15 protein-coding genes, 1 tRNA gene and 1 pseudogene are annotated in these 21,603 nt (G+C 69.1%); 13 read left to right on the top strand and 4 right to left on the bottom strand.

Features of this window, described 5'->3' with window-relative positions:
- Nucleotides 1-4: 4 nt before the first annotated feature.
- Nucleotides 5-409, top strand: coding sequence for a hypothetical protein (locus tag WAB15_RS22985; protein ID WP_407287400.1), 405 nt, complete (start codon nucleotides 5-7; stop codon nucleotides 407-409).
- Nucleotides 410-499: 90 nt separating this feature from the next.
- On the opposite strand, the gene WAB15_RS22990 is transcribed toward WAB15_RS22985, so the two are convergent.
- Entirely contained in the window at nucleotides 500-925 is a 426-nt protein-coding gene (locus tag WAB15_RS22990) for a DUF2752 domain-containing protein (protein WP_407287401.1), read from the bottom strand.
- A complete protein-coding gene (locus WAB15_RS22995; RefSeq protein ID WP_407287402.1) occupies nucleotides 922-1,506 on the bottom strand; it encodes a hypothetical protein in 585 nt (194 codons plus the stop codon). The genes WAB15_RS22990 and WAB15_RS22995 overlap by 4 nt, the downstream gene beginning before the upstream one ends.
- 520 nt (nucleotides 1,507-2,026) lie before the next feature.
- Between WAB15_RS22995 and topA the strand changes: the two genes are divergently transcribed.
- The 5 genes from topA to WAB15_RS23020 all read left to right on the top strand — a co-directional run bounded on the left by topA (nucleotide 2,027) and on the right by WAB15_RS23020 (nucleotide 11,828).
- Nucleotides 2,027-4,873 carry a type I DNA topoisomerase gene (topA, locus tag WAB15_RS23000; protein ID WP_407287403.1) on the top strand — a complete coding sequence of 949 codons (2,847 nt, stop codon included), beginning with the start codon at nucleotides 2,027-2,029 and terminating at the stop codon, nucleotides 4,871-4,873.
- 120 nt (nucleotides 4,874-4,993) lie between these two features.
- Nucleotides 4,994-8,302, top strand: a complete 3,309-nt coding sequence (tmk, locus tag WAB15_RS23005; protein ID WP_399149364.1) for a dTMP kinase — start codon at nucleotides 4,994-4,996, stop codon at nucleotides 8,300-8,302.
- Nucleotides 8,303-8,505: 203 nt separating this feature from the next.
- Nucleotides 8,506-9,753: a DNA polymerase III subunit delta' gene (locus tag WAB15_RS23010; protein WP_407287404.1), complete on the top strand. Its 1,248-nt coding sequence runs from the start codon at nucleotides 8,506-8,508 to the stop codon at nucleotides 9,751-9,753.
- A gap of 321 nt (nucleotides 9,754-10,074) precedes the next feature.
- The gene (locus WAB15_RS23015) at nucleotides 10,075-11,661 is read left to right on the top strand and encodes an alpha/beta hydrolase (RefSeq protein ID WP_399149366.1); all 1,587 of its coding nucleotides are present in this window, start codon (nucleotides 10,075-10,077) and stop codon (nucleotides 11,659-11,661) included.
- A 93-nt stretch (nucleotides 11,662-11,754) separates the two neighbouring features.
- A tRNA-Thr gene (locus WAB15_RS23020) sits at nucleotides 11,755-11,828 on the top strand.
- 282 nt (nucleotides 11,829-12,110) lie between these two features.
- Here WAB15_RS23020 and WAB15_RS23025 read toward each other — a convergent pair.
- Nucleotides 12,111-13,445 (bottom strand): annotated as a pseudogene (locus WAB15_RS23025) (tyrosine-type recombinase/integrase); the annotation flags it as partial.
- 308 nt (nucleotides 13,446-13,753) lie between these two features.
- Nucleotides 13,754-14,170, bottom strand: a complete 417-nt coding sequence (locus tag WAB15_RS23030) for a hypothetical protein (RefSeq protein WP_399149394.1) — start codon at nucleotides 14,168-14,170, stop codon at nucleotides 13,754-13,756.
- Nucleotides 14,171-15,348: 1,178 nt separating this feature from the next.
- On the opposite strand from WAB15_RS23030, the gene WAB15_RS23035 reads away from it, so the two are divergent.
- From WAB15_RS23035 to WAB15_RS23065, 7 genes are all read left to right on the top strand, one after another.
- Nucleotides 15,349-16,668 (top strand): aromatic ring-hydroxylating oxygenase subunit alpha, encoded by a 1,320-nt coding sequence (locus WAB15_RS23035; protein ID WP_407287405.1) that lies wholly within the window; start codon nucleotides 15,349-15,351, stop codon nucleotides 16,666-16,668.
- On the top strand, nucleotides 16,665-17,177 hold the full coding sequence (locus WAB15_RS23040) for an aromatic-ring-hydroxylating dioxygenase subunit beta (RefSeq protein WP_407287406.1): 513 nt from the start codon (nucleotides 16,665-16,667) through the stop codon (nucleotides 17,175-17,177). Before WAB15_RS23035 ends, WAB15_RS23040 begins: the two co-directional genes overlap by 4 nt.
- 52 nt (nucleotides 17,178-17,229) lie before the next feature.
- A complete protein-coding gene (locus WAB15_RS23045; protein ID WP_399149398.1) occupies nucleotides 17,230-17,622 on the top strand; it encodes a carboxymuconolactone decarboxylase family protein in 393 nt (130 codons plus the stop codon).
- On the top strand, nucleotides 17,612-18,121 hold the full coding sequence (locus tag WAB15_RS23050) for a hypothetical protein (RefSeq protein WP_407287407.1): 510 nt from the start codon (nucleotides 17,612-17,614) through the stop codon (nucleotides 18,119-18,121). Before WAB15_RS23045 ends, WAB15_RS23050 begins: the two co-directional genes overlap by 11 nt.
- A gap of 184 nt (nucleotides 18,122-18,305) precedes the next feature.
- Nucleotides 18,306-19,352 (top strand): hypothetical protein, encoded by a 1,047-nt coding sequence (locus WAB15_RS23055; protein WP_407287408.1) that lies wholly within the window; start codon nucleotides 18,306-18,308, stop codon nucleotides 19,350-19,352.
- 402 nt (nucleotides 19,353-19,754) lie between these two features.
- Nucleotides 19,755-20,156, top strand: coding sequence for a VOC family protein (locus WAB15_RS23060; RefSeq protein ID WP_399149401.1), 402 nt, complete (start codon nucleotides 19,755-19,757; stop codon nucleotides 20,154-20,156).
- 204 nt (nucleotides 20,157-20,360) lie between these two features.
- A complete protein-coding gene (locus WAB15_RS23065; RefSeq protein ID WP_407287409.1) occupies nucleotides 20,361-21,590 on the top strand; it encodes a 3-deoxy-7-phosphoheptulonate synthase in 1,230 nt (409 codons plus the stop codon).
- The last annotated feature ends 13 nt before the right edge of the window (nucleotides 21,591-21,603 follow it).

Genomic DNA, 21,603 nt, shown 5'->3' on the forward strand with positions numbered 1-21,603 from the left:
TCCCATGAACCGTGCACTGCGCTACGCCACCGTCGGCGTCATCGCCGCCTCCCTGCTCGCCGGCGGCTCGGCCGCCGCCTTCGCCGCGCCGCAGGACGTCCACACCGCCAAGCCGGCCGCGGCCGCCGCTCCGGCCGCCGCCTCGCTGACGGCCAAGGCCAGCGTGAACTCGGTCAAGGCCTGGCAGGAGTTCCGGATCTCCGGCGTCGCCAAGGGCATCAAGGCCGGCACCAACGTCACCGTCCAGCAGAAGCAGGGCAAGAAGTGGGTGTCGCTGCCCGCGAAGGCCCCGGTCAACAAGAGCGGTGCGTACTCGGTACGGGTCAAGCTCGGCATCAAGGGCGCCAACCAGCTCCGCATAGCCGCGGGCAACACCGTCTCGCCGGTGGTCGCGGTCACCGTCCGCTGACGTCGACGACCGTCCACTCACATCCGGTCACATCCGGCGGACGGCCGGGGCGTGCCGCGCGGCACGCCCCGGCCGTCCGCCGGACACGCCCTACCCCACCAGGTTGCGGGCGACCATCCACACCGCGGCGATGCCGAACACCACGGCGTTGCTCCGGGCCGTCAGCCGGATCGGGTAGGCCCGCCCGCGGAGCCCCGCGACCAGCCAGCGCCCGGCGACGTACGCCACGGCCGGCACGCCCAGGATGAGCAGCACGGCGTTGTCGTGGAACGCCGCCACGACATCACCGTGCATCAGGTCGTACGCCATCCGCGTCCCGCCGCACGCCGGGCACAGCAATCCGGTGCACCACTTGAACGGGCAGGCGAGCAGCGCCTGTCCGGGCTGGTGCGGATCGGTGTGCCAGAGGTAGACGGCGGCCGCCCCGCCCACGCCGAGCGCGATCGACGCCCGGCGCAGGGTGCGGCTCCGGATCGACGCCCCGGTGGGCGGCTGGGCGGGTACCAGGGGGGTCACACGCTCAGCGACCTGGCGTAGTTGACCTGGTTGAGGACGAACATCACCTGCTCGCGCGACTGCACCGGGACCATCGTGGAGTGGTGCCGGCCCCCGCTGTTCACCGCGATCTGTACGAACCCGGTCGTCACCCGCTCCTTCATCAGCAGGAACAGCAGGCCGAGCAGGCAGAAGAGGAAGAAGACGATGGCGAGGACGACCGCGTGCGCCGGGATCTTCTCCTCGGTCCTCGACATGTCCGTCGCCGTCCAGATGGCGCCCTTGAGGGGCATCGGCCCGGCCGGCGTCATGATCGTGTCGCCGCTCACCGCGATATCGCCGAGCGACAGCGACATCCCGCCGGCCTGGGGCGCGCCCTGGAACGCGCCGGGCGCCGGCGGCGGCGGAGCGCTCGGCGGGAAACCGGGCGGGGGCGGCTGCGAGCCGGCCGGCGGATAGCCGTATCCGGGCTCCCCGGGGCGGCCGCCCTGCGGATAGCCGTATCCGGAGTCGGCGGGCTGGCCCCCGGCAGGTGTGGCGTACGGATTCTGGCCGGGCTGGCCGGGCTGCTCCGGTGGCGGTCCGGGGTACTGGTTCGCCATGGGTGATGTCCCCCCGAGTGTCTGTGTGACCACGGCGGTGCTCGGCTCGAGCGCTGAGCCGTACCGTGTGTTCATCCTGCGACCATCCTGCCAGCCCGCTCACATGCCGTACCAAGGCGATGACGGGATCTGGCGCCGCCTTGTGACCGTCGCCGCTGCCGCCGGCGCGCCGGCGGGGACACCGGCCACCCGTGCCCCGCATGCGGTCCGTCACTCTGCGAGACCATCGGCGGCCCGGCGGTAGCGGGGTGTGGACGACGACCGGGGAGGACGCCGGGAACCACCGCGGACCCGCCATGATCCATACGACCCGCTCCGGGGGCCGTAAAGAGCGGCTGATGCGGTCCGGGCGGCATGAAGCCATGTAGTCGGGTTACCGTTCGAGTGGCGTTGCGGGGTTTTTCCGTTTGACACGGGGGCGGGAGGTACCGTCACACTCCGCAGCGTCAAGCGTCACCGCAGTGCGCCCCGGCGACCGGCCGGGGAGCAATCTCAGCGTCGACCGGAGAGAAGAGCGAAGTTGTCCCCGACCAACGAAGCCACAGAGGGCGGCGGCCGCCGACTTGTCATCGTCGAGTCGCCCGCCAAGGCGAAGACGATCAAGGGCTACCTCGGCCCCGGCTATGTGGTCGAGGCGAGCGTGGGGCACATCCGCGACCTGCCCAACGGCGCGGCGGAGGTCCCGGCGAAGTACAAGGGCGAGCCCTGGGCCCGCCTCGGTGTGAACGTCGATGCCGACTTCCAGCCGATCTATGTGGTCAACAGCGACAAGAAGGACCAGGTCAAGAAGCTCAAGGAGCTGCTGGCCGAGTCCGACGAGCTCTACCTCGCCACAGATGAGGACCGCGAGGGCGAGGCCATCGCCTGGCATCTGCAGGAGATCCTCAAGCCCAAGGTCCCGGTCCACCGGATGGTCTTCCACGAGATCACCAAGGATGCGATCCGCGAGGCCGTCGCCAACCCGCGCGACCTCAACCAGAAGCTGGTCGACGCCCAGGAGACCCGGCGGATCCTCGACCGCCTCTACGGCTACGAGGTCTCGCCGGTCCTGTGGAAGAAGGTCATGCCCCGGCTGTCGGCCGGCCGTGTGCAGTCCGTCGCGACCCGGTTGGTCGTCGAGCGGGAGCGCGAGCGCATCGCCTTCCGCTCCGCGGAGTACTGGGACCTGACCGGCACCTTCTCCACCGGCCGGGCCGGCGACGCGAGCGACCCGTCGACCCTGACCGCCCGGTTGAACACCGTCGACGGCCGCCGGGTCGCGCAGGGCCGCGACTTCGGTCCCAACGGGCAGCTCAAGAACGACGTGCTCCATCTGGACGAGGCGAACGCCCGCGCGCTCGCCGTCGCCCTGGAGAACGCCGACTTCGCGGTGCGCTCGGTCGAGTCCAAGCCCTACCGCCGCTCGCCGTACGCCCCGTTCCGTACGACGACCCTCCAGCAGGAGGCCAGCCGCAAGCTCGGCTTCGGCGCCAAGGCGACCATGCAGGTGGCCCAGAAGCTGTACGAGAACGGCTTCATCACCTATATGCGTACGGACTCCACCACGCTCTCGGACACCGCGGTCGGCGCGGCCCGGGCGCAGGTGACGCATCTGTACGGCGCGAACTACCTGCCGGACAAGCCGCGCACGTACGCCGGCAAGGTCAAGAACGCCCAGGAGGCGCACGAGGCGATCCGCCCCTCCGGCGACCGCTTCCGCACCCCGGCCGAGACCGGCCTGACCGGCGACCAGTTCCGGCTCTACGAGCTGATCTGGAAGCGCACCGTCGCCTCGCAGATGAAGGACGCCACCGGTAACTCCGTCACGGTCAAGATCGGTGGCAGGGCCGCCGACGGCCGCGACGCCGAGTTCTCCGCGTCCGGCAAGACGATCACCTTCCACGGCTTCCTCAAGGCCTACGTGGAGGGCGCCGACGACCCCAACGCCGAGCTGGACGACCGCGAGCGCCGGCTGCCGCAGGTCGCCGAGGGCGACGCGCTGGCCGCGCGGGAGATCACCGCCGACGGCCACGCCACCAAGCCGCCGGCCCGCTACACCGAGGCCACGCTGGTCAAGGAGCTGGAAGAGCGCGAGATCGGCCGCCCGTCGACGTATGCGTCGATCATCGGCACGATCCTGGACCGCGGCTACGTCTTCAAGAAGGGCACCGCGCTCGTCCCGTCGTTCCTCTCCTTCGCGGTGGTCAACCTCCTGGAGAAGCACTTCGGCCGCCTGGTCGACTACGACTTCACCGCCAAGATGGAGGACGACCTCGACCGCATCGCCCGTGGTGAGGCACAGGCCGTGCCGTGGCTGCGGCGCTTCTACTTCGGCGAGGGCGAGGCCGAAGGGGCCGCCTCGGACGCCGGCAACGGCGACGGCGACCACCTCGGCGGGCTGAAGGAGCTGGTCGAGGACCTGGGCGCGATCGACGCCCGGGAGATCTCCTCGTTCCCGGTCAGCGACGACATCAAGCTGCGGGTCGGCCGCTACGGCCCGTACATCGAGCGCGGCGAGAAGGACTCCGAGGGCCACCAGCGGGCCGACGTCCCCGACGACCTCGCGCCCGACGAGCTGACCGTGGAGTACGCGGAGGAGCTGCTGGCCAAGCCCAGCGGCGACTTCGCGCTGGGCACCGACCCGGTCAGCGGCCACGAGATCGTCGCCAAGGACGGCCGCTACGGCCCGTACGTCACCGAGGTCCTGCCCGAGGGCACCCCGAAGACCGGGAAGAACGCGGTCAAGCCGCGCACCGCCTCGCTCTTCAAGTCGATGTCCCTGGACACGGTGACCCTTGAGGACGCGCTCAAGCTGATGTCGCTGCCGCGGGTCGTCGGCGCGGACGCCGAGGGCGTGGAGATCACCGCGCAGAACGGCCGCTACGGCCCGTACCTCAAGAAGGGCACCGACTCGCGCTCCCTGGAGAACGAGGAGCAGCTCTTCACCATCACCCTCGACGAGGCGCTGGCGATCTACGCCCAGCCCAAGCAGCGCGGGCGGGCCGCCGCGAAGCCGCCGCTGAAGGAGCTGGGCACGGACCCGGTCAGCGGCAAGCCGGTGGTGGTCAAGGACGGCCGCTTCGGCGCGTACGTCACCGACGGCGAGACCAACGCGACGCTGCGGCGGGACGACGACGTCGAGACGATCACCGCCGAGCGCGGCTACGAGCTGCTGGCGGAGAAGCGCGCCAAGGGGCCGGCGAAGAAGACCGCGGCCAAGAAGACGACCACGGCGAAGAAGACCACGGCCAAGAAGACGACCGCCAAGAAGACCGCCGCGAAGAAGACCGCGGCCAAGAAGACGACCACGGCGAAGAAGACGACCGCCAAGAAGGCGACCGCGAAGACCGCGGCGGCCAAGAAGACGGCGGCGTCGGCCGACGACTGAGACCGTGCCGCAGGGCTTCGGCGCAGGACAAGGGCGGGCAAGACGGACGTGTTCCGTCGAGCCCGCCCGTTTGTTCGGGCAGGCGCCCGGCGGCGCGGACCGTCCGGATAGGCTGGCGAGATGACGCGTACCGAGCAGCCAACGGTCGTGACCCCCACTTCAGGCGCCCTGGCGGCGGATTCCCGCGAGCGCGCGGTGCGAGCCCTGCTGCGGTTCCCCCCTCTGAAGCGATTGTGGAGCGCCCAATTCGTCGGGGGCATCGGCGATGCCCTGTCCATGCTTGTCCTGATAGTGCTCTCCCTTCAGGCGGCGCTGTACGTACCGGTGGGAGGCGAGGCCGTCTTCGGTGACGGCTATCGGGGCGTCGCCCTGGCGGTCACCACGGTCTTCGCGGCCCGGATGCTGGCGATGCTGCTCTTCGGGGCCGTCCTGCTGGGGCCGCTCTCGGCGCTCACGGCGCCCTCCGGGCCGCTGGACCGGCGCTGGACGATGATCGGCGCGGATGTGGTGCGGCTCGCGCTGCTGGTCATCGCCCCGCTGTGGATCGACTGGACGCCGGCCGACGCGCTGGCCTGGCTGCTGGTCACGGTCTTCGTCACCGGCGTCGCCGAGCGCTTCTGGACCGTCTGCCGGGAGAGCGCGGCCCCCGGACTGCTGCCCGCCCCGCCCCCGGAGGGCGCCGCGGTGAGGCCGCTGCCGGACAACATGGACGCCCTGCGCCGGCTCTCGCTGCGCACCACGTTCGTCTCGCTGCCGATCGCGGCCGCCGCCCTGGTGGTCGTCACGCTGATCAGTAAGCTCCTGGGCACCGGCATCGACTGGTTCCACCTCCACCAGGTCGCGCTCGGTTCCTATGTGGCCGCCGGGCTGTTCGCCGCCTCCGTGTCGATCCTCTACTTCATCGAGCTTCCCGGTACGCAGACGCCGCGGCCGCGGTCCCCCCTGGAGGGGTTGCGCCGCCCCAAGGCCACCGGTGACAAGGCCGAGGGCGCCCGGCCGGGCGGAGACAAGGGCCGTACGGGAGCCGTCCCGCTGCTGGTGCTGGCCTGCGCGGCGGTCGCCGCCGGGATCGCCGCGGCCGTCTCACTCGCCGTACTCCACGCCTACGACCTGTCGGGCGGACCGGCCACCTTCGCGCTCCTGGTGCTCGCGCTGACCGGCGGTACGGCCGTCGGCATCCGCGGCGCCCGCCGGGTGCTGCCCGCGCTCTCCCGGCGCCGGCTGCTCGCCCTGGCGGTCGCCGCCACCGGCCTGGCGCTGCTGGCCATGGGCCTGGTCCCGGACGTGACGACGGTCGTGGGGCTCGCGCTGCTCGCCGGTGTCGGCGCCGGTATCGCCGCCAATACGGGGCACACACTCCTGGACCAGGAGTCCGAGGAGTTCCGCACCGCCCGTACGACCGAGCATCTGCACGCCGTCGTACGGCTCGCGATCGCGCTGGCCGCCATCGTCTCGCCCCTGCTCGCGGCCGTCATCGGCCCGCACCACCTGGGCAACGGCACCTTCGACTTCTCCTACGGGGGCGCCGCCTACACGCTGATGCTGGTCGGCGCGCTGCTGCTGCCGGTCGCCGCCCTGGTCCTGAGCAAGCTCGACGACCGCGAGGGCGTATCGCTGCGACGCGATCTGCGCGAGGCGCTGCGCGGCGGCGACCCGACGCAGACGCCCGCCGCCACCGGCTTCTTCATCGCCCTGGAGGGCGGCGACGGCGCCGGCAAGTCCACCCAGGTCGAGGCGCTCGCCGAGTGGATCCGCGCCAAGGGCCACGAGGTCGTGGTGACCCGTGAACCGGGCGCCACCGCCATCGGCAAGCGACTGCGCTCGATCATCCTGGACGTCTCGACGTCCGGACTCTCGGACCGTGCGGAGGCGCTGATGTTCGCCGCCGACCGGGCCGAGCACGTCGACAGCGTCATCCGGCCGGCCCTGGAGCGCGGCGCGGTCGTCATCACCGACCGGTACATCGACTCCTCGGTCGCCTACCAGGGCGCCGGGCGCAACCTCGCGCCCACGGAGATCGCCCGGATCTCCCGCTGGGCGACGGACGGCCTGGTCCCGCACCTGACCGTGCTGCTCGACATCTCCCCCGAGACCGCCCGCGAGCGGTTCACCGAGGCACCGGACCGGCTGGAGTCCGAGCCCGCCGCCTTCCACCAGCGGGTACGGGCCGGCTTCCTGGCCCTGGCCGCCGCCGACCCCGCGCGCTATCTGGTCGTCGACGCCGGGCAGGAGCCCGAGGCCGTCACCACCGTCGTACGGCACCGCCTCGACCAGGTCCTCCCGCTGTCCGAGGCCGAGGTCCAGGCGCAGGCCGAGGCCCGTAAGGCGGCCGAGGAGGAGGCCCGCCGCAGGGCCGAGGAAGAGGCCGCGCGCAAGGCGGAGGAGGCGCGCCTGGAGCGTGAGCGCCAGGAGCAGCTCGCCAAGCTGCGCGCCGAGGAAGAGGAGCGCAAGCGCCAGGAGGCCGAGCAGGCCAAGGCGCTGGAGGCCGCCCGGCAGGCGGCCGAGGCCCGGCAGCGTGCCGAGGAGGCTCGCCAGGCGGCGGAGGAGGAGCGGCAGCGCCGCGAGGCCGAGGAGCGGGCCCGCCACGCCGAACAGGAGCGGCTGCGCAAGCAGCACGAGGAGCAGGCACGGCTGCGCCAGGAGGCCGAGGAGCGCCGCCTGGAGAAGCAGCGCAAGGCCGAGGAGGCCCTGCTGCGCGCCGAGCAGGCGCGGGTGGAGGCGGCCGAGGCGGCGGCCGCGGCGGAGGCCAAGGCCCGCGACGAGGCCGAGGCGCCCACCGCGGAGACGCCCGTGGCGGATCTGCGCAAGCGGCTGGGCGAGGACGGCTCGGCGGACTCCTCCGGATCCGGACCGGACGAGGAGCGGACGGAGTCGGTGACGTGGCCCGAGGCGCCCCGGGGCGGCGAGGCTTCCGGTGTGGCCGACGAGACCGCCGTGCTGCCCCAGGTGCGCGAGGAGCGGGACGCGCGGGAGAGCCACGGCTCCGACGCGGAGCAGACCACCGTGCTGCCCCCGGTCCGCGAGGAGCGGGACGCGCGCGGGAGCCACGCCTCCGACGCCGAGCAGACCACCGTGCTGCCACCCGTACGGCCGGACGCCCACTCCGATGGCGTACGGGACGGTGACCCCGCCGACCGGGTGCCGCCGTGGATGTTCCGCAAGGAGGTCCCGAACGAGGAAGACGGCGGCCCCTCCGCCGCCGAGTCGCGCGTGGAGCGCACCCGTGAGCTCCCGCAGATCGACCCGTCGACGGGTCAGCCGGCACAGCCCGCGCAGCGCAGCCGCCCCCGACCCGAATGGGCGGAGGAGACCCCGCTGGACGATCTGCCGACGCTCGCCGACGAGTTGCTCGGTCCGCACCAGGGCGACGACGCGGACGGCGGCACGGGCGACGACGGAGACCGGGGCGGTCGGGGACGGCGCCGCTAGGCGCGGCACGGCCGAACGACGGGGCCCGCACCACCGGCCGTGGCCGCAGCGGACATGCTGCGGCCACGGCCGTTTTCCGTCTCCGGACGGGCGGCGCCGACCGGCCACTGGAAACGGCTTCCGGATTCGTTTGTCAGTGGGTTGCACCACAATGGGTCGAGCGAGTCACGAGCAGCACGGAACGGAAAGGAACGGCAGGCGCGATGGCGGTATGGGACGACGTGGTCGGCCAGGACCGGGTGACGGCGCAGCTGGCCGCCGCCGCGCGCGATGCGGACGCCGTCGTCACGGCTGAGCGCGCCGCGCAGCAGGCCGGGCCCGGTGAGCCGCCGCAGCCGTCGGCCGACCGCGGCGGCGCCTCCCAGATGACACACGCCTGGCTGTTCACGGGCCCGCCCGGTTCCGGCCGCTCCACCGCGGCCCGCGCCTTCGCCGCCGCCCTGCAGTGCGTCAGCCCGGACCGCGCGCTCGGCGGCGCGCCGGGCTGCGGCTTCTGCGACGGCTGCCACACGGCACTGGTCGGCACCCATGCCGACGTCGAGATCGTCCGTACGGACCTGCTGTCCATCGGCGTCAAGGAGACCCGCGACCTGGTCCGCCGGTCCTCGCTCTCCCCGGCCGGCGGCCGCTGGCAGGTGATCGTCCTGGAGGACGCCGACCGCCTCACCGAAGGCGCCGGCAACGTCCTCCTCAAGGCCGTGGAGGAGCCGGCTCCCCGTACGGTCTGGCTCCTTTGCGCCCCCTCCATCGAGGACGTGCTCCCCACCATCCGCTCCCGCTGCCGCCACCTCAGCCTGCGTACGCCGCCGGTCGGCGCGGTCGCCGACGTCCTCGTACGGCGCGACGGTATCGACCCGGAGGCCGCCGGCCGAGCCGCCCGCGCCACCCAGGGCCACATCGCCCGGGCCCGCCGCCTCGCGACCGACGAGCGCGCCCGCGCCCGCCGCGCGGCGGTGCTCAAACTCCCCCTCCGCGTCGACGACATCGGCGGCTGCCTCAAGGCAGCCCAGGAGCTGATCGACGCCGCGGGGGAGGACGCCAAGCAGGTCGCCGAGGAGGTCGACACGAAGGAGACCGAGGAGCTGCGCGCGGCCCTCGGTGCCGCCGCCGGCACAGGCGGCCGGCTGCCCCGGGGCACGGCCGGCGTCATGAAGGAGCTCCAGGACAAGCAGAAGCGCCGCGCGACCCGCACCCAGCGCGACAGCCTCGACCTGGCCCTGGTCGACCTCACCGGCTTCTACCGCGACGTCCTCGCCCTCCAGATGGGCGCCTCGGTCCCCCTCGCCAACGACGAGGTGCGCGACAGCGTCCAGCGCATCGCGACCACCTCGACCCCCGAACGCACCCTCCGCCGCATAGAAGCCGTGATCGCCTGCCGCGACGCCCTGGACCGCAACGTGGCCCCCCTCCTGGCGGTAGAGGCAATGACGGCCGCCCTCCGCGCCGGCTGACACCGGCCCGGAAACGCCCGCCCCGGACCACCACCACCGCCAACACCAACCGAACCTCAACCCCCATCCCACCCCCCTCCAACCCCACCACCCCCTTCGAAAGGTCGAACACACAAGGTCCCCATCCGAACACGCTCCGTCCGGACTCCGACCCCACCCACCCCCCTCACCCCCACCCATCCCCCTCCCACACATCCCACCCCCACTTCCCACCCCCCAAGGACCACACCGCGTTCCACGCCCCACAGCGACACCCCCACCCACACCCGCTCCCCGCACTCCAGGCTCCAGATCCAGGGGACCGAGACCAAGGGACCGCCCATGTCCACCAGCCGCCTGCTCCGCACCTCCGCCGCCTTCCTCGCGGCCTCTGCTCTGCTGATCTCCGGCTGCTCCTCGGAGCGTTCGTCCCCCGACGCCGACGCGTCCTCGGGCCGTACGACGGAGGCCGGCGCTCCGCGCCCCGCTGACAGCTCCCTCCAGCCGCTCCCGACCGCCATCCCGGCCAAGCTCCGCCCGTACTACGACCAGAAGCTGAACTGGCACGCCTGCGGAGTCGCGGGCTTCGAGTGCGCGACGATGAAGGCGCCCCTGGACTACGCCAGGCCCAGCGCGGCCACGGACCTCAAGCTCGCGGTGGCCCGCAAGAAGGCCACCGGCCCCGGCAGTCGGCTGGGCTCCCTCATGGTCAATCCGGGTGGCCCCGGCGGTTCGGCGATCGACTACCTCCAGCAGTACGCGCCGCAGCCCGCGCCGGTCCGCGCGCGGTACGACATGGTGGCGATGGACCCGCGCGGTGTGGCCCGTAGCGAGCCGATCGAGTGCCTGTCCAACAAGGAGATGGACCGCTACACCCAGACCGACCCGACCCCGGACTCCCCGGCCGAGGTCGACAAGCTCACCACCGCCTACCGCAACTTCGCCAAGGGCTGCGAGTCCCGCTCCGGCAAGGTGCTGTCGCACGTCTCCACGATCGAAGCGGCCCGCGACATGGACGTGCTGCGCGCCGTCCTGGGCGACAAGAAGGTGACGTATGTGGGTGCCTCCTACGGCACCTTCCTCGGCGCGACCTACGCCGGCCTGTTCCCCACCCGCGCCGGCCGTATGGTCCTCGACGGCGCCATGAACCCGGACCTCGACGCCCGCACGATCAACATCGACCAGACCGCCGGCTTCAACACCGCCTTCACGGCGTTCGCCGCGGACTGCATCAAGAAGCAGGGCTGCCCGCTGGGCGACAAGAGCACCGAGGACGCCGGCCGGCAGCTCTCCGCCCTCTTCAAGAAGCTGGACGCCCATCCCGCGGAGACGGGCGAGGAGCGCAAGCTCACCGAATCCCTCGCCACCACGGGCGTCATCGCCGCGATGTACGACCAGCACGCCTGGCCGATGCTGCGCGACTACCTCGCCCAGGCCAAGGCCGGCAACGGCCGCGGGCTGCTCACCCTCTCCGACAGCTACTACGAGCGCGACCCCAACGGCAGCTACGCCAATCAGATGTACGCCAACCCCGCCGTCAACTGCCTCGACCTCGCGCCCGCCTTCACCAGCCCCGACAAGGTACGCGCCGCCCTGCCCAGCTTCCGCAAGGCCTCCCCGGTCTTCGGTGACAACTTCGCCTGGGCCGCTCTGAACTGCGCGTACTGGCCGGTCAAGTCCGCCGGCAAGGCCCACCGCATCGAGGCCAAGGGCGCCTCCCCGATCGTCGTCGTCGGCACCACCCGCGACCCGGCCACCCCCTACGCCTGGGCCAAGGCCCTCGCCGGCCAGCTCGCCACCGGCGCCCTCCTGACCTACGAGGGCGACGGCCACACCGCCTACGGCCGCGGCAGCGACTGCATCGACGCCGCGATCAACACCTACCTCCTCGACGGCACCACCCCATCCAAGAACAAGCGCTGCAAGTGACCCACCTCACACCCACCGCCGCCCTCCCCTGACCAGCCCGTAAACGGGTTACAGACCACCCCTCTGCGATGTGTAGACTGGGCCGCGCACCACGCCGCCTTAGCTCAGTTGGCCAGAGCAACGCACTCGTAATGCGTAGGTCTCGGGTTCGAATCCCGAAGGCGGCTCGGATTAACCCCAGGACTCACTCGCCGTGACCTGGGGTTTTTCTTTTGCGCTGACCCTGCGGGGCGGAACGCGATGATCTTCGCGCCCTCGTGCGTGCCCATTGCGTGCCCATCGGCCGGGGCGGGGGGCTCCGGGGGTTCCGACGGCGCCTGTCGGGCGGCGCCTCGGGGGACCATGGCGGCGGTCGCTTCGGCGGCTGCTGTGGCGACCTTCGGCATGACGGACTGATAGGTGTCCCGCGTGATCCGCGTATCACTGTGGCCGAGCGTCTCGGACACGATCTTCTCGTCGACGTTGGCGGCAAGCATGAGCGAGGCGGCGACGTGCCGCAGATCATGCAGCCGGATCGGCGGCAGCCCGCTTTCCTCGACGAGCCGCTCGAAGTGGGCGGACAGCCAGCCGGGGTGAATCCAGGAACCGTCTTCGTGAGTGAACATGCGCCCGGTGTCCTGCCACGCCTCGCCCCACTTGGCGCGCTCGGCGTTCTGCTTGGTCCGGTGCTCGCCGAGAACCTCCTCGGTGTACTCGTCGAGGGTGATCACGCGCTCGCCGCTGTTCGTCTTGGGGGCAGACTCGACGACCTCCCAACCGTCCTGCACGAGCTGCTTAGCGACGGTCAGTGTCCGTCGCTTGGGGTGGAGATCGACCCAACGCTGCCCGCACGCCTCACCGCGGCGCAGCCCGCGGAAGGTGATCAGGTGGAAGAGCGCATACAGACGCTCGCCCTTCTCCGCGAGGAAGTCGAGGAACTCGCCGGCCTGTTCGCCAGTCCAGACCATGACGGGCGAGGGCTTCTCGCCAGTGCGCAGCCATTCCTCGACGATGTGCTCGTCCCACACCAGCGCCTTGGGCCGCCTTGCCGGCGTGAGAACGCTTCCGGTAGCAGGGTCAGCTCGTCGACGTAGGCGAGCGAGGCGGTCAGTCCGCGCAGCCGGCCCTCGGCGCGGGCATCGGCTGCCGATCAGGTGGACCGTACGGCCGAGCACGGTCGCGGTTGTCGCGCCGCGGGTATGCCGTACCTGCGCCGCTACGGGCCCGAAGAGGGAGGGGTCTCGCAGCGGCTCGAACACGTTGCGCTCGATCGTCTGGAGCGAGCGACCTAACACGGTGATGAGCCCGGACGGCGGGGCCTCGGCGACCGCGAGCAGCCACGCGAGCAGCGAGGCGATCGTCTTGCCGGACCGTACGGCGCCATGCCAAATATTGATGCGGGCCGACGCCTGAACGATGCTGCGAACCTGCTTGTGGGACAGGGACAGGGACAGGGACAGGGACAGGGTGTCGAGCACGCGCTCACTCCCGCCGGTGCCCTCCTGGGCCTCGTCGTCGCCGAACGCCTCGCGCAGTCCGCGGGCCAAGTCGCCGAGCATGGAACGCACTTCGCCGGCGGAGTTGCCGGTGTCGATGTCGGCGAGCCGCGCCGCGCTGGTCAGATACGAGCCGATCGCTTGGGAGTGGTGGCACTCGTCCTGGGCGGGCGGGTCGTCGGTGGTGAGCTGGCGGGTACGGCCGTCGGGCAGCAGCTCGACGCGCACGTACCCGCCGGAAGCCTCGACGCGGTCGAGGTTCGCCGCAGCGCGCGCGTAGAGACGGGCGGTGACCGGGCGGCGCTGCATGGGCGATCACCTCCCGCCGGGTATGGCGGAGCGCCCGCCATGACGGGGGGATGTATGGCGGGCGCTCAGGTTTGTGAAGTAGCACCCGAACCTCGCTACCGCGGGTGCGCTTGAGGCCGAACTCAGCGCCAAGGCGCTGGACGTCCTTGCAGGCCCCTGCTCGACGCACCTGCACGTCTCGACCCACTCGTATGGCACTCGTCGTCGATGAACGGCGCGACGTTGCACACGATGCTGCTGTGGGTGCCGGCCGGTATGGCGGATCGGCAGCCCGCTGGGCAGGGCGCTGTAGGTCGCCTGGTGCGCTGCTACATCATCTGCGACTTCGATTTCGCGGCGCCCACAAAGGCGTTCCCGATCGCCGTGAAGACCTTCCCGACGCCGCTGAAGATGCCGCCGATCTTCGCCTCGGTGGGAGCGTTCTTGGTCGCTGTCAGCCAATCCTGATGGACAGACGAAGGCTTCGTCGACGCCGCGCTGCCGACACTCCCGACACTCACGCCATCACCGTTGCCCCCTGGGCCCAGCATGGAGCCGGCGGGGCCAACACGCGGAGCGTCCTTGAGGATGTTGTTCAGGTCCTCCAGGGTGAATGTGTCGCCTCCCCCGTTGTCGGCCTTTTCCTGGGCAGCGGTCTGAACCGACTTCATGACCTCAGTCGCGTTGTTGATGTCGTCCAGCGACATCGTCGATCCATCCATCCCAACCGGGTTGATGTCTGTCATGATCACTCTCCTGTTCGCTCGGACGGTGCGTGATCGTTTCCGTGGGCGTGCGTACCCGCCCGCCCCCGTCGCGAAGTCCTCCAGCAGCGGAGGCACCCATAACGAGTGAGGCGGGTGGCCCAGGCGGGTTACCCCTATGGGGCGTCAACTCCGCAGCGGTAGAGCAAGGTGGCCGCTTCGAAAAGCCGCCGCCAGGGCACAGGGCGGTGTCGACGGCGGCAACCAGGGCGGCGAGTCGAGCTGCTCGACCGGCACGCCGGCGGCATCGCCCCTACGCTGACCTGCGAAAACCGTTCTGCAGCCTGCTCGGCACGGTCCGCGGCGCGCTCGGCGGCGGCGGCGGTGGCGTCACTGACGGCGGCATTCGCGGTGTCGCGAGCGGCGGTGGCGGCGGTCGCAGTTCGGTGGCGACCAACTGCGCGGTCGGCGGCGTGATGGCGATAGCGATATCGGCGGCGGTGCCGTCGCTGTGCGCCACGTTGAAGCCTATCGAGGTAGCCCTTGGTTACGCCGTACGCCACTGGGCCGCCATCCGAGGGCGAGGGCGCACCTGACGGCGGCCGAGTACGTTCGTGACCTGGCCTTCGCCGGCACCTCGGGATCGGGTGCCTCGCTGCTGGAACTCACCGGGCCGGGTCTCCTTGCCCGCCCTCAACTCAACATTTGAAGAGTAGATCTTGCCTCACACGATCTTGGCAGAGACCACCGCGCCGGCCGGCACCTCACGGGACAACCCTTAGCCAGCGATTGCCTGTTCAAGGTATTCCTCCTCGTCCCTTTGCTCCCGGCCGCCACCTGAGCGGCCACTGCGCTAGTCGGTGCGGCCTTGCTGTCCGCGGTGGCCGGCCTGGGCGCGGCCGCCATGGAGTCGAGCACGACCGTGTCTGTGGATGCCGTGCGCGTGCCTATGGGGTGTCATCTAGCTGCCAGACCGGTAGATCGGGTCGCAGGAACTCCTACGGTAGGCGCTCAGGCGGCCTCGGGGGAGGTTCCATGGATCAGTCCAACGGTGAACCGAAGGTGAACCAAAAAGCCGCGCTCAATGACGAATTTGTGCTGCTGGCATTACGGCCCTCGCCTCGGGCTCCACTCGCGCGACGGTCGCATGGGGTGCTGCCGCACACACGGCCGAGGTGGTCGTCAGAACCGTTCCAGAAACTACAGCGAAAGAGAGAGCAGTGACGACCGAACTACAGCGGCCGGTGGACGACCCGATAGTCGTCGATGATTTGGAGCGCCTCTCGTTCCGGGTGGATCGCCGCGCCTACACCGACGACGACCTGGCCGCACGGGAGATGGCCAGGATCTTCGATCGCTGCTGGTTGTACGTCGGGCACGAATCGGAGGTGCCCGAGCCGGGCTCCTACGTGGCACGCGACGTCGGCGGGCGCCCGGTGATCATGTCGCACGGGTCCGACGGGGCGATCCGGGTGTTCGCCAACAGCTGCACTCACCGCGGGGCTCTGCTCTGCTCGCAGCCGGCCGGGCAGGTCAAATCGTTCCGGTGCCCTTATCACGACTGGACGTTCTCCAATAAGGGCGACCTGACCGGGGTTCCGATTCCGGACGGGTACGGGCCGGGCTTCCGGAAGGCGGACTTCGGCCTGGCGAAGCACCGTAGTGACAGTTACCGCGGTTTCGTCTTCGTCACCTTCGATCCGGAGCAGCCGCGCACCCTGACCGAGTACCTGGCGGGAGCCACGGAGTACATCGATCTGGTCGCCGACCAGTCCGAGACCGGGATGGAGGTGATCCAAGGCGCGCAACTCCACGGGGCTCAGGCCAACTGGAAGCTCATGATGGAGAACAGCGTCGACATCTACCATTTCCGAGCACTGCACAAGCGTTACGTCAGCTACATGCAGTCGCTCGGGTCGGTGCCACCACGACGACGAGGTGGCTTCAGCCGCGCCCTCGGCCTGGGTCATGGAGCCAACGAGCTGCCGCCGGCCGCAGCCCGCCCGCTCGCCCATTGGACGCCGATGTTCGATCCCGAGCTCCGGCCTCGAATGGAGGCGACCGCCGCACGTTTCGTCGACAAGTTCGGCGCCGAACGCGCCCAACGGATGACCGGCATGAATCGCGCGCTGATGATCTTCCCCAACTTGATGATCATCGACGCGATTGCGCTCACGATTCGCAAGATCGACCCGGTCGGCACCGACCGGATGTCCATCACCTCGGTTGCGCTGGCCCCCAAGGACGAAGATCCGGAGATCCGGGAACTCCGCAAGAGCCACTACCTGACATTCCTCGGTCCCGCCGGCTTCGCCACTCCCGACGACATCGAGATCGTCGAGTCGTGCCAGCGGGGTTATCTCAACCGCACGGTGCGCTACTCGGATCTGTCGCGCGGTATGGACAAGGAGATCCCCGAGACGACCGACGAGCTTCCTGCCCGCGAATTCTGGCGGCAGTGGGACCGGATGATGCACGGCGACGACGGTCACTTCGAGGTCGCTCAACAGGCCGAGCTGCAGGGGGCGGAGAAGCGATGACCAGCGAAGTGATAGTCGACGAGGCAGCCCAGGTGAGGCTGTGGCACCGGGTCAGCCAGTTCCTGTTCCGTGAGGCTCGGCTGCTCGACGAGTGGCGCCTGATCGAGTGGTACGACGAGATGCTGACCGACGACATCCGCTACGTGGTGCCGGCTACCGACGTCCGAGACCAGTCGGTCGGCGCGCTCGGGCTCATCGACGACGATGCTGCCCGGCTTCGCCAGCGGATCGAGCAAATCCTCAATGGTGAGGTGTGGTGCGAGGACCCTCGGTCGCGAACGAATCGCGTGATCAGCAACGTGGAGATCCTGGCTGATCAGGGCAGCTACCTCGAGGTGGCGGCGAATGTCGTCGCATACCGCTTCGGGCACGGGCGCTCCGACGCTTACGTCGGAAAGTATCGGTTCGAACTCGTCCCCGAGGGCGAGTCGTTCCGGATCCGGAGGCGGGTCGTGGTGCTCGACCACGAGACGTTGTACGAGCACGGCAAGATCAGCATCGTCCTGTGATGGGCCGAGGACAGCGGCCGGCCCTGGCGCCCCAATATGGAGGAGTTGACCGATGAATGAGCCGTCTGCCCGGCGCGAGCGGGGTGAAGCCGTCTTCAAGGAGGTCTTCGGCCGCGAACCGCGCCCGGGTAACTACCCGGAGTTCCTGCAGATCACCGTCGAACATTTGTTCGGTGAGATCTGGGCCCGCCCGCACCTGAGCCTCGAGGAGCGCGAACTGGTCGCACTGACCGCGGTCGCGCTGGCTCGGACCGATTGGGAGTTGCGGGGCCACATCGGTGCCTCCCTGAACCTCGGGATGTCGCGGGAGAAGATCGTCGAAGTGATCATTCAGCTCGCCTACTACGGCGGCTGGCCGGTCGCCAACAACGGACTGCGCGTCGCCCAGGAGGTCTTCGCCGAGTTGGACAACGCCACCGGGAAGGACGCGGACCATGACCAGTGAATTGACTTCGCTCGACCCGGCGGAGAAGGTCGACCTGTGGCGCCAGCGGTACTTCGAGGCCCAGGCGGCCGCGGAAGAGTTCGTCCTGGGAGAGCACGGCGAAGAAGGCCTGGCCGGATGGATCGAGGCGAACTCCCGCATCACCGCGGACCTGCTGCGAGCGCAACGGCCCGACGGGGTATCGGCTACCGATCACTTCATGACCCGGATGCAACGTCAGCTCTTGCTGTACGACTCGGCAGTGTCCACCGAGCCTCAGCCCTCGGGCACCGTGCTGCGTAACGCCGACTGCGGGATCCTCCGGTACCGCAAAAAGGCTGCCCGCGCCGGCGTCGTCCTGACGTTCAAGTCACCGTGCGGGTACTGCCAGAAACTCCACACCGCCATCGCCACCCGCTACGTGGAACCGGACGTTACGGTGTCGTGCGAACAGGCGGGCGACGGGTGCACCTGGCGCGCGGAATCTGCTCACGCTCCGGGGGAGGACGCGGCCGGGTGACCGCACCGCGGACGAGCTGCTGATTGAACCGACATCAGTACAGCTTCCCGCCGGTCGGCCGGGAATGGCGTTCAGCGGCGCCACCGACTCGGACATTTTTCGCGACTTCGCCGGACCCCGGACCGAAACGTCTTCCAGCACTTCTCGCACCTGTCTATCGGAGTGATCAGGCATGCCTTTGTCGATGGCCGACAAAATGATCCGTCTCAACCTGATGGCTTTCCCGCGCCCCCTTAATGTGGCGCAGTTCTACCCGGCGCTTTCAACGTACAGCGTCGAGCAGCCTTTTTCGCTCGACGACTTTCGAGACGCAGTCGGTCACTTCTTCGACGAGAACCCGCTCTTTTCGAAGTGTCATTTGATCGAGCGGGAGTTCGAAAGTCCGGAAGAATTCCCGGTCGAATCCTTTCAGGCGATCGTGCTCGACGAGTACCCCAATTACTACGACGGCTTCCTGTTGATGTCCGTCACGTACAAGTCGGACCCCAACATCCAGGGGATTTTTACAGCCTTCCCCATGTCGATACAGGACGGCTACAGGTGCTTCCGCTTCCACCAGGCGTTGATGAGCACCATGAAGGCGGGCGAGGACCGGTTCCGCATCGCGGAGGCGATAGCGGAGCTTCAACTGCAGACCGCTGACCTGGACCAGTACCTCCCCGCGAGGAAGCCGTCCGTTGATGAGAACGAAACGGTGCGCCTCATGCCCTGGACGGTTCGAGAGACCGTCGAGCCGGCTGGGAAGATCGGTTCATTTCTCGACATGGTCAAGGCGGAGTTCCAGAAGAGGTCCAGCGAGAACCTTCTCGTGATGAAGAACGCCTCGTACGGCGCAAGCCTTCCCTTCGGAAACCATCTCATGTTCCTGTTCGTTCCGCGCGAGGCGGTCGATCGGAGCAGTGGTAATCAGATTCGCGACTACTACAAGGAGCTGGCGGTCGAAGCGGAGAAGGCCGTCGCGGAGTTGGAGACGCCGGAGGACTTCGCACGAGCTGGCGCGGCTGTGTTTCCGTGGATAGGCACGCACCCCCGTCGATTCGGCGTCAACAACTACGGCGACGTCTCGCGGTACGACGGGTCGGACTTCCTTCCGGCAAAGGGAACCCTCATGCAGTACCAGTGGCACATGCCATACATCGTCTCGCAGGGAGCGGCCACAGAAGGATCGGGAATGCACATGACCATTACCATCAACGGTAAGGCGTTCCATTTCCTGACGGAGCGGCGGTAGGGAAAGATGAAGATCGTCACGTTGTCTTGCACGTGGAAGCGTCTCCCGTCGCTGACAGACACGTTGCTCGAGGCGGGGACGATCGTGCATTCGCGGACGATGCTGACTGAGCGTGCACTGGGGGCGTGGGCCGCCAACTCGGCATGACCCTCGACGGCAGCCGGTCGCCGGCCCACAACCGCGCGGCACTGCCGTTGGTTCAGTCACCGCCTCGTCCGCGGTGCGGTGACCCGGTCGCGTCCATTCCTGGAGCGTGAGCAGATTCCGCGTGCCAGGGGCATCCGTCGCCCGCCTGTTCGCGCGACACCGTGACGTCCGGTTCAGTTCCACCCTGAATCGGTGCTCAGTCAGGACGGTAAATACAACACAAGAAACAAGCAATAGCTTGAGTCGGGAGTAGTCATGAAGATCGTCAAATCTTTTTACAGGATATACCTTCGAAAGACGGAACTCGAAGCATGTAAAAAGTTCTACATGGCACTCCAAGGAGTGGACCGTCCGCACCACGAATTTCATTACGAGGAGTTTAGGCTCGATATCGTAGGGATCGGAAGTATTCTCCTGATCGCGGGAGACAAGGCTGACACTGAGCGGTTCGAGGCTACCAAGTTGACCTGTTTGGTGGATGACCTGGACGCCGTGCGCGCATACTTCATCCAGACCGGGGTCAAGATCATCGACGATATCAAGGTGGTTCCTTCAGGGCACAACTTGCGCGCCATGAGTCCGGACGGAACGATCGCCGAGTACGTCCAACATAGCGATGACTTCAAGCGCAAGATGGCTGGAAACGCCTACGATTGAAAATGCCGGATCGATCACGCTGATCCCGTCGAAGCGGGTGATCAGCGCGCGGTATGACCGTTCCAATCGATCTAGTGTGCGACCTCCTGCTCGCCTGAGTAGTTGTCCGCCTTAGCCTTCCGGAACAGGCTAGGTGCCGGTTGGCCATCGGCGGAATGTCCGCAACTTTGGAGCGACGAGCTTCCAATTCGGGGGATCAAATTCGTGACTACGCCTCTCACCCTCACACCGTCAGTTGAAACCGACTTCACTTCGGATCCGGAGCGCGAGGGTCAATGGCTTCGCACTCTGCCGGCCCAGCAGCAACCGCGGTGGAAGGACCACAGTCTGGCTGAACGGCTCAGCAGCGAACTCAGTGACGTACCCGGCCTGGTGACCTGGGACGAGGTACGCCATCTGCGGCTGCTCCTCGCCGAGGTCGCGGCCGGCGGACTACAGATCCTGCAGGCGGGCGACTGCGCCGAGGACCCCGCGGATTGCGTTCCCGAGGTGCTCAGCCGCAAGGCTGGCATGCTCAACGCGCTGGCCGGGGCGATGCAAGCCCGAACCGGCCTGTCCGTGGTGCGGGTGGGTCGGATCGCGGGTCAGTTCGCCAAGCCCCGCTCCGCCGACCTGGAGCGGCACGGAGAGCTCGAGATACCGGTGTTCCGTGGCCACTTGGTCAACGATCCGCAGCCCGATCCGCAGCTGCGCCAGCCGGATCCGGCGCGCCTGCTCACCGGCTACCGGGCCGCTCACGCCGGAACGGAATTCCTGCGCCGACTCGGCGGCGCCTGGGGTCTGCCGGCCGCGGCACCTGTGTGGACGAGTCACGAGGCCCTTGTGCTGGACTATGAGCTGCCGTTGCTGCGTCGTGGCCGGCAAGGCTTGCTGCTGTCCTCGACGCACTGGCCGTGGATCGGGGACCGCACCCGCCAGCTGGACGGTGCACACGTGCAGCTGCTGGCCCGGGTCCAGAATCCGGTGGCCTGCAAGGTCGGTCCGACGATGACACCCGCCGAGCTGACTCAACTCTGTTCGGTCCTGGACCCGGCTCGTACGCCCGGCCGACTGACGCTCATCTCCCGGATGGGCGCGGATCGGGTCGCGGAGTGGCTGCCACCGTTGATGGCCGCTGTCCGCGACGCGGGGCATCCGGTCATCTGGCTGTGCGATCCGATGCACGGCAACACTCAGCGCGGCCCGTTGGGCCGCAAGACCCGCCTGCTGACCAGCATCAAGCGCGAAGTGGAGCTCTTCCAAGAGGTGGCCGCCGCAGAGCACGTGGTCGCAGGGGGGCTGCACCTGGAAGCCACGCCGGAGACCGTCGTTGAATGTGTGGCGGACGAGTCACATCTCGACGACCTCCTCGACCCACTGTGCTACACCACCCTCTGCGACCCGCGCCTCAACATCGACCAGGCCGTGGCAGTCGTGTCGGCCTGGCGTCGTTGAGCGACGCGACCAC

Origin of the sequence: Streptomyces sirii, assembly GCF_045690365.1 — a bacterium.
Taxonomy (GTDB): domain Bacteria; phylum Actinomycetota; class Actinomycetes; order Streptomycetales; family Streptomycetaceae; genus Streptomyces; species Streptomyces sirii.

What these genes read in the sequence shown, in the direction of transcription:
- WAB15_RS23015 (WP_399149366.1), top strand. Translation starts at nt 10,075, where the DNA reads ATGTCCACCAGCCGCCTGCTCCGCACCTCCGCCGCCTTCCTCGCGGCC.
- WAB15_RS23050 (WP_407287407.1), top strand. Translation starts at nt 17,612, where the DNA reads ATGACCAGTGAATTGACTTCGCTCGACCCGGCGGAGAAGGTCGACCTG.
- tmk (WP_399149364.1), top strand. Translation starts at nt 4,994, where the DNA reads ATGACGCGTACCGAGCAGCCAACGGTCGTGACCCCCACTTCAGGCGCC.
- WAB15_RS22985 (WP_407287400.1), top strand. Translation starts at nt 5, where the DNA reads ATGAACCGTGCACTGCGCTACGCCACCGTCGGCGTCATCGCCGCCTCC.
- WAB15_RS23030 (WP_399149394.1), bottom strand. Translation starts at nt 14,170, where the DNA reads ATGACAGACATCAACCCGGTTGGGATGGATGGATCGACGATGTCGCTG.
- WAB15_RS23010 (WP_407287404.1), top strand. Translation starts at nt 8,506, where the DNA reads ATGGCGGTATGGGACGACGTGGTCGGCCAGGACCGGGTGACGGCGCAG.
- WAB15_RS23045 (WP_399149398.1), top strand. Translation starts at nt 17,230, where the DNA reads ATGAATGAGCCGTCTGCCCGGCGCGAGCGGGGTGAAGCCGTCTTCAAG.
- WAB15_RS23055 (WP_407287408.1), top strand. Translation starts at nt 18,306, where the DNA reads ATGGCCGACAAAATGATCCGTCTCAACCTGATGGCTTTCCCGCGCCCC.
- WAB15_RS23060 (WP_399149401.1), top strand. Translation starts at nt 19,755, where the DNA reads ATGAAGATCGTCAAATCTTTTTACAGGATATACCTTCGAAAGACGGAA.
- WAB15_RS23040 (WP_407287406.1), top strand. Translation starts at nt 16,665, where the DNA reads ATGACCAGCGAAGTGATAGTCGACGAGGCAGCCCAGGTGAGGCTGTGG.
- WAB15_RS22995 (WP_407287402.1), bottom strand. Translation starts at nt 1,506, where the DNA reads ATGGCGAACCAGTACCCCGGACCGCCACCGGAGCAGCCCGGCCAGCCC.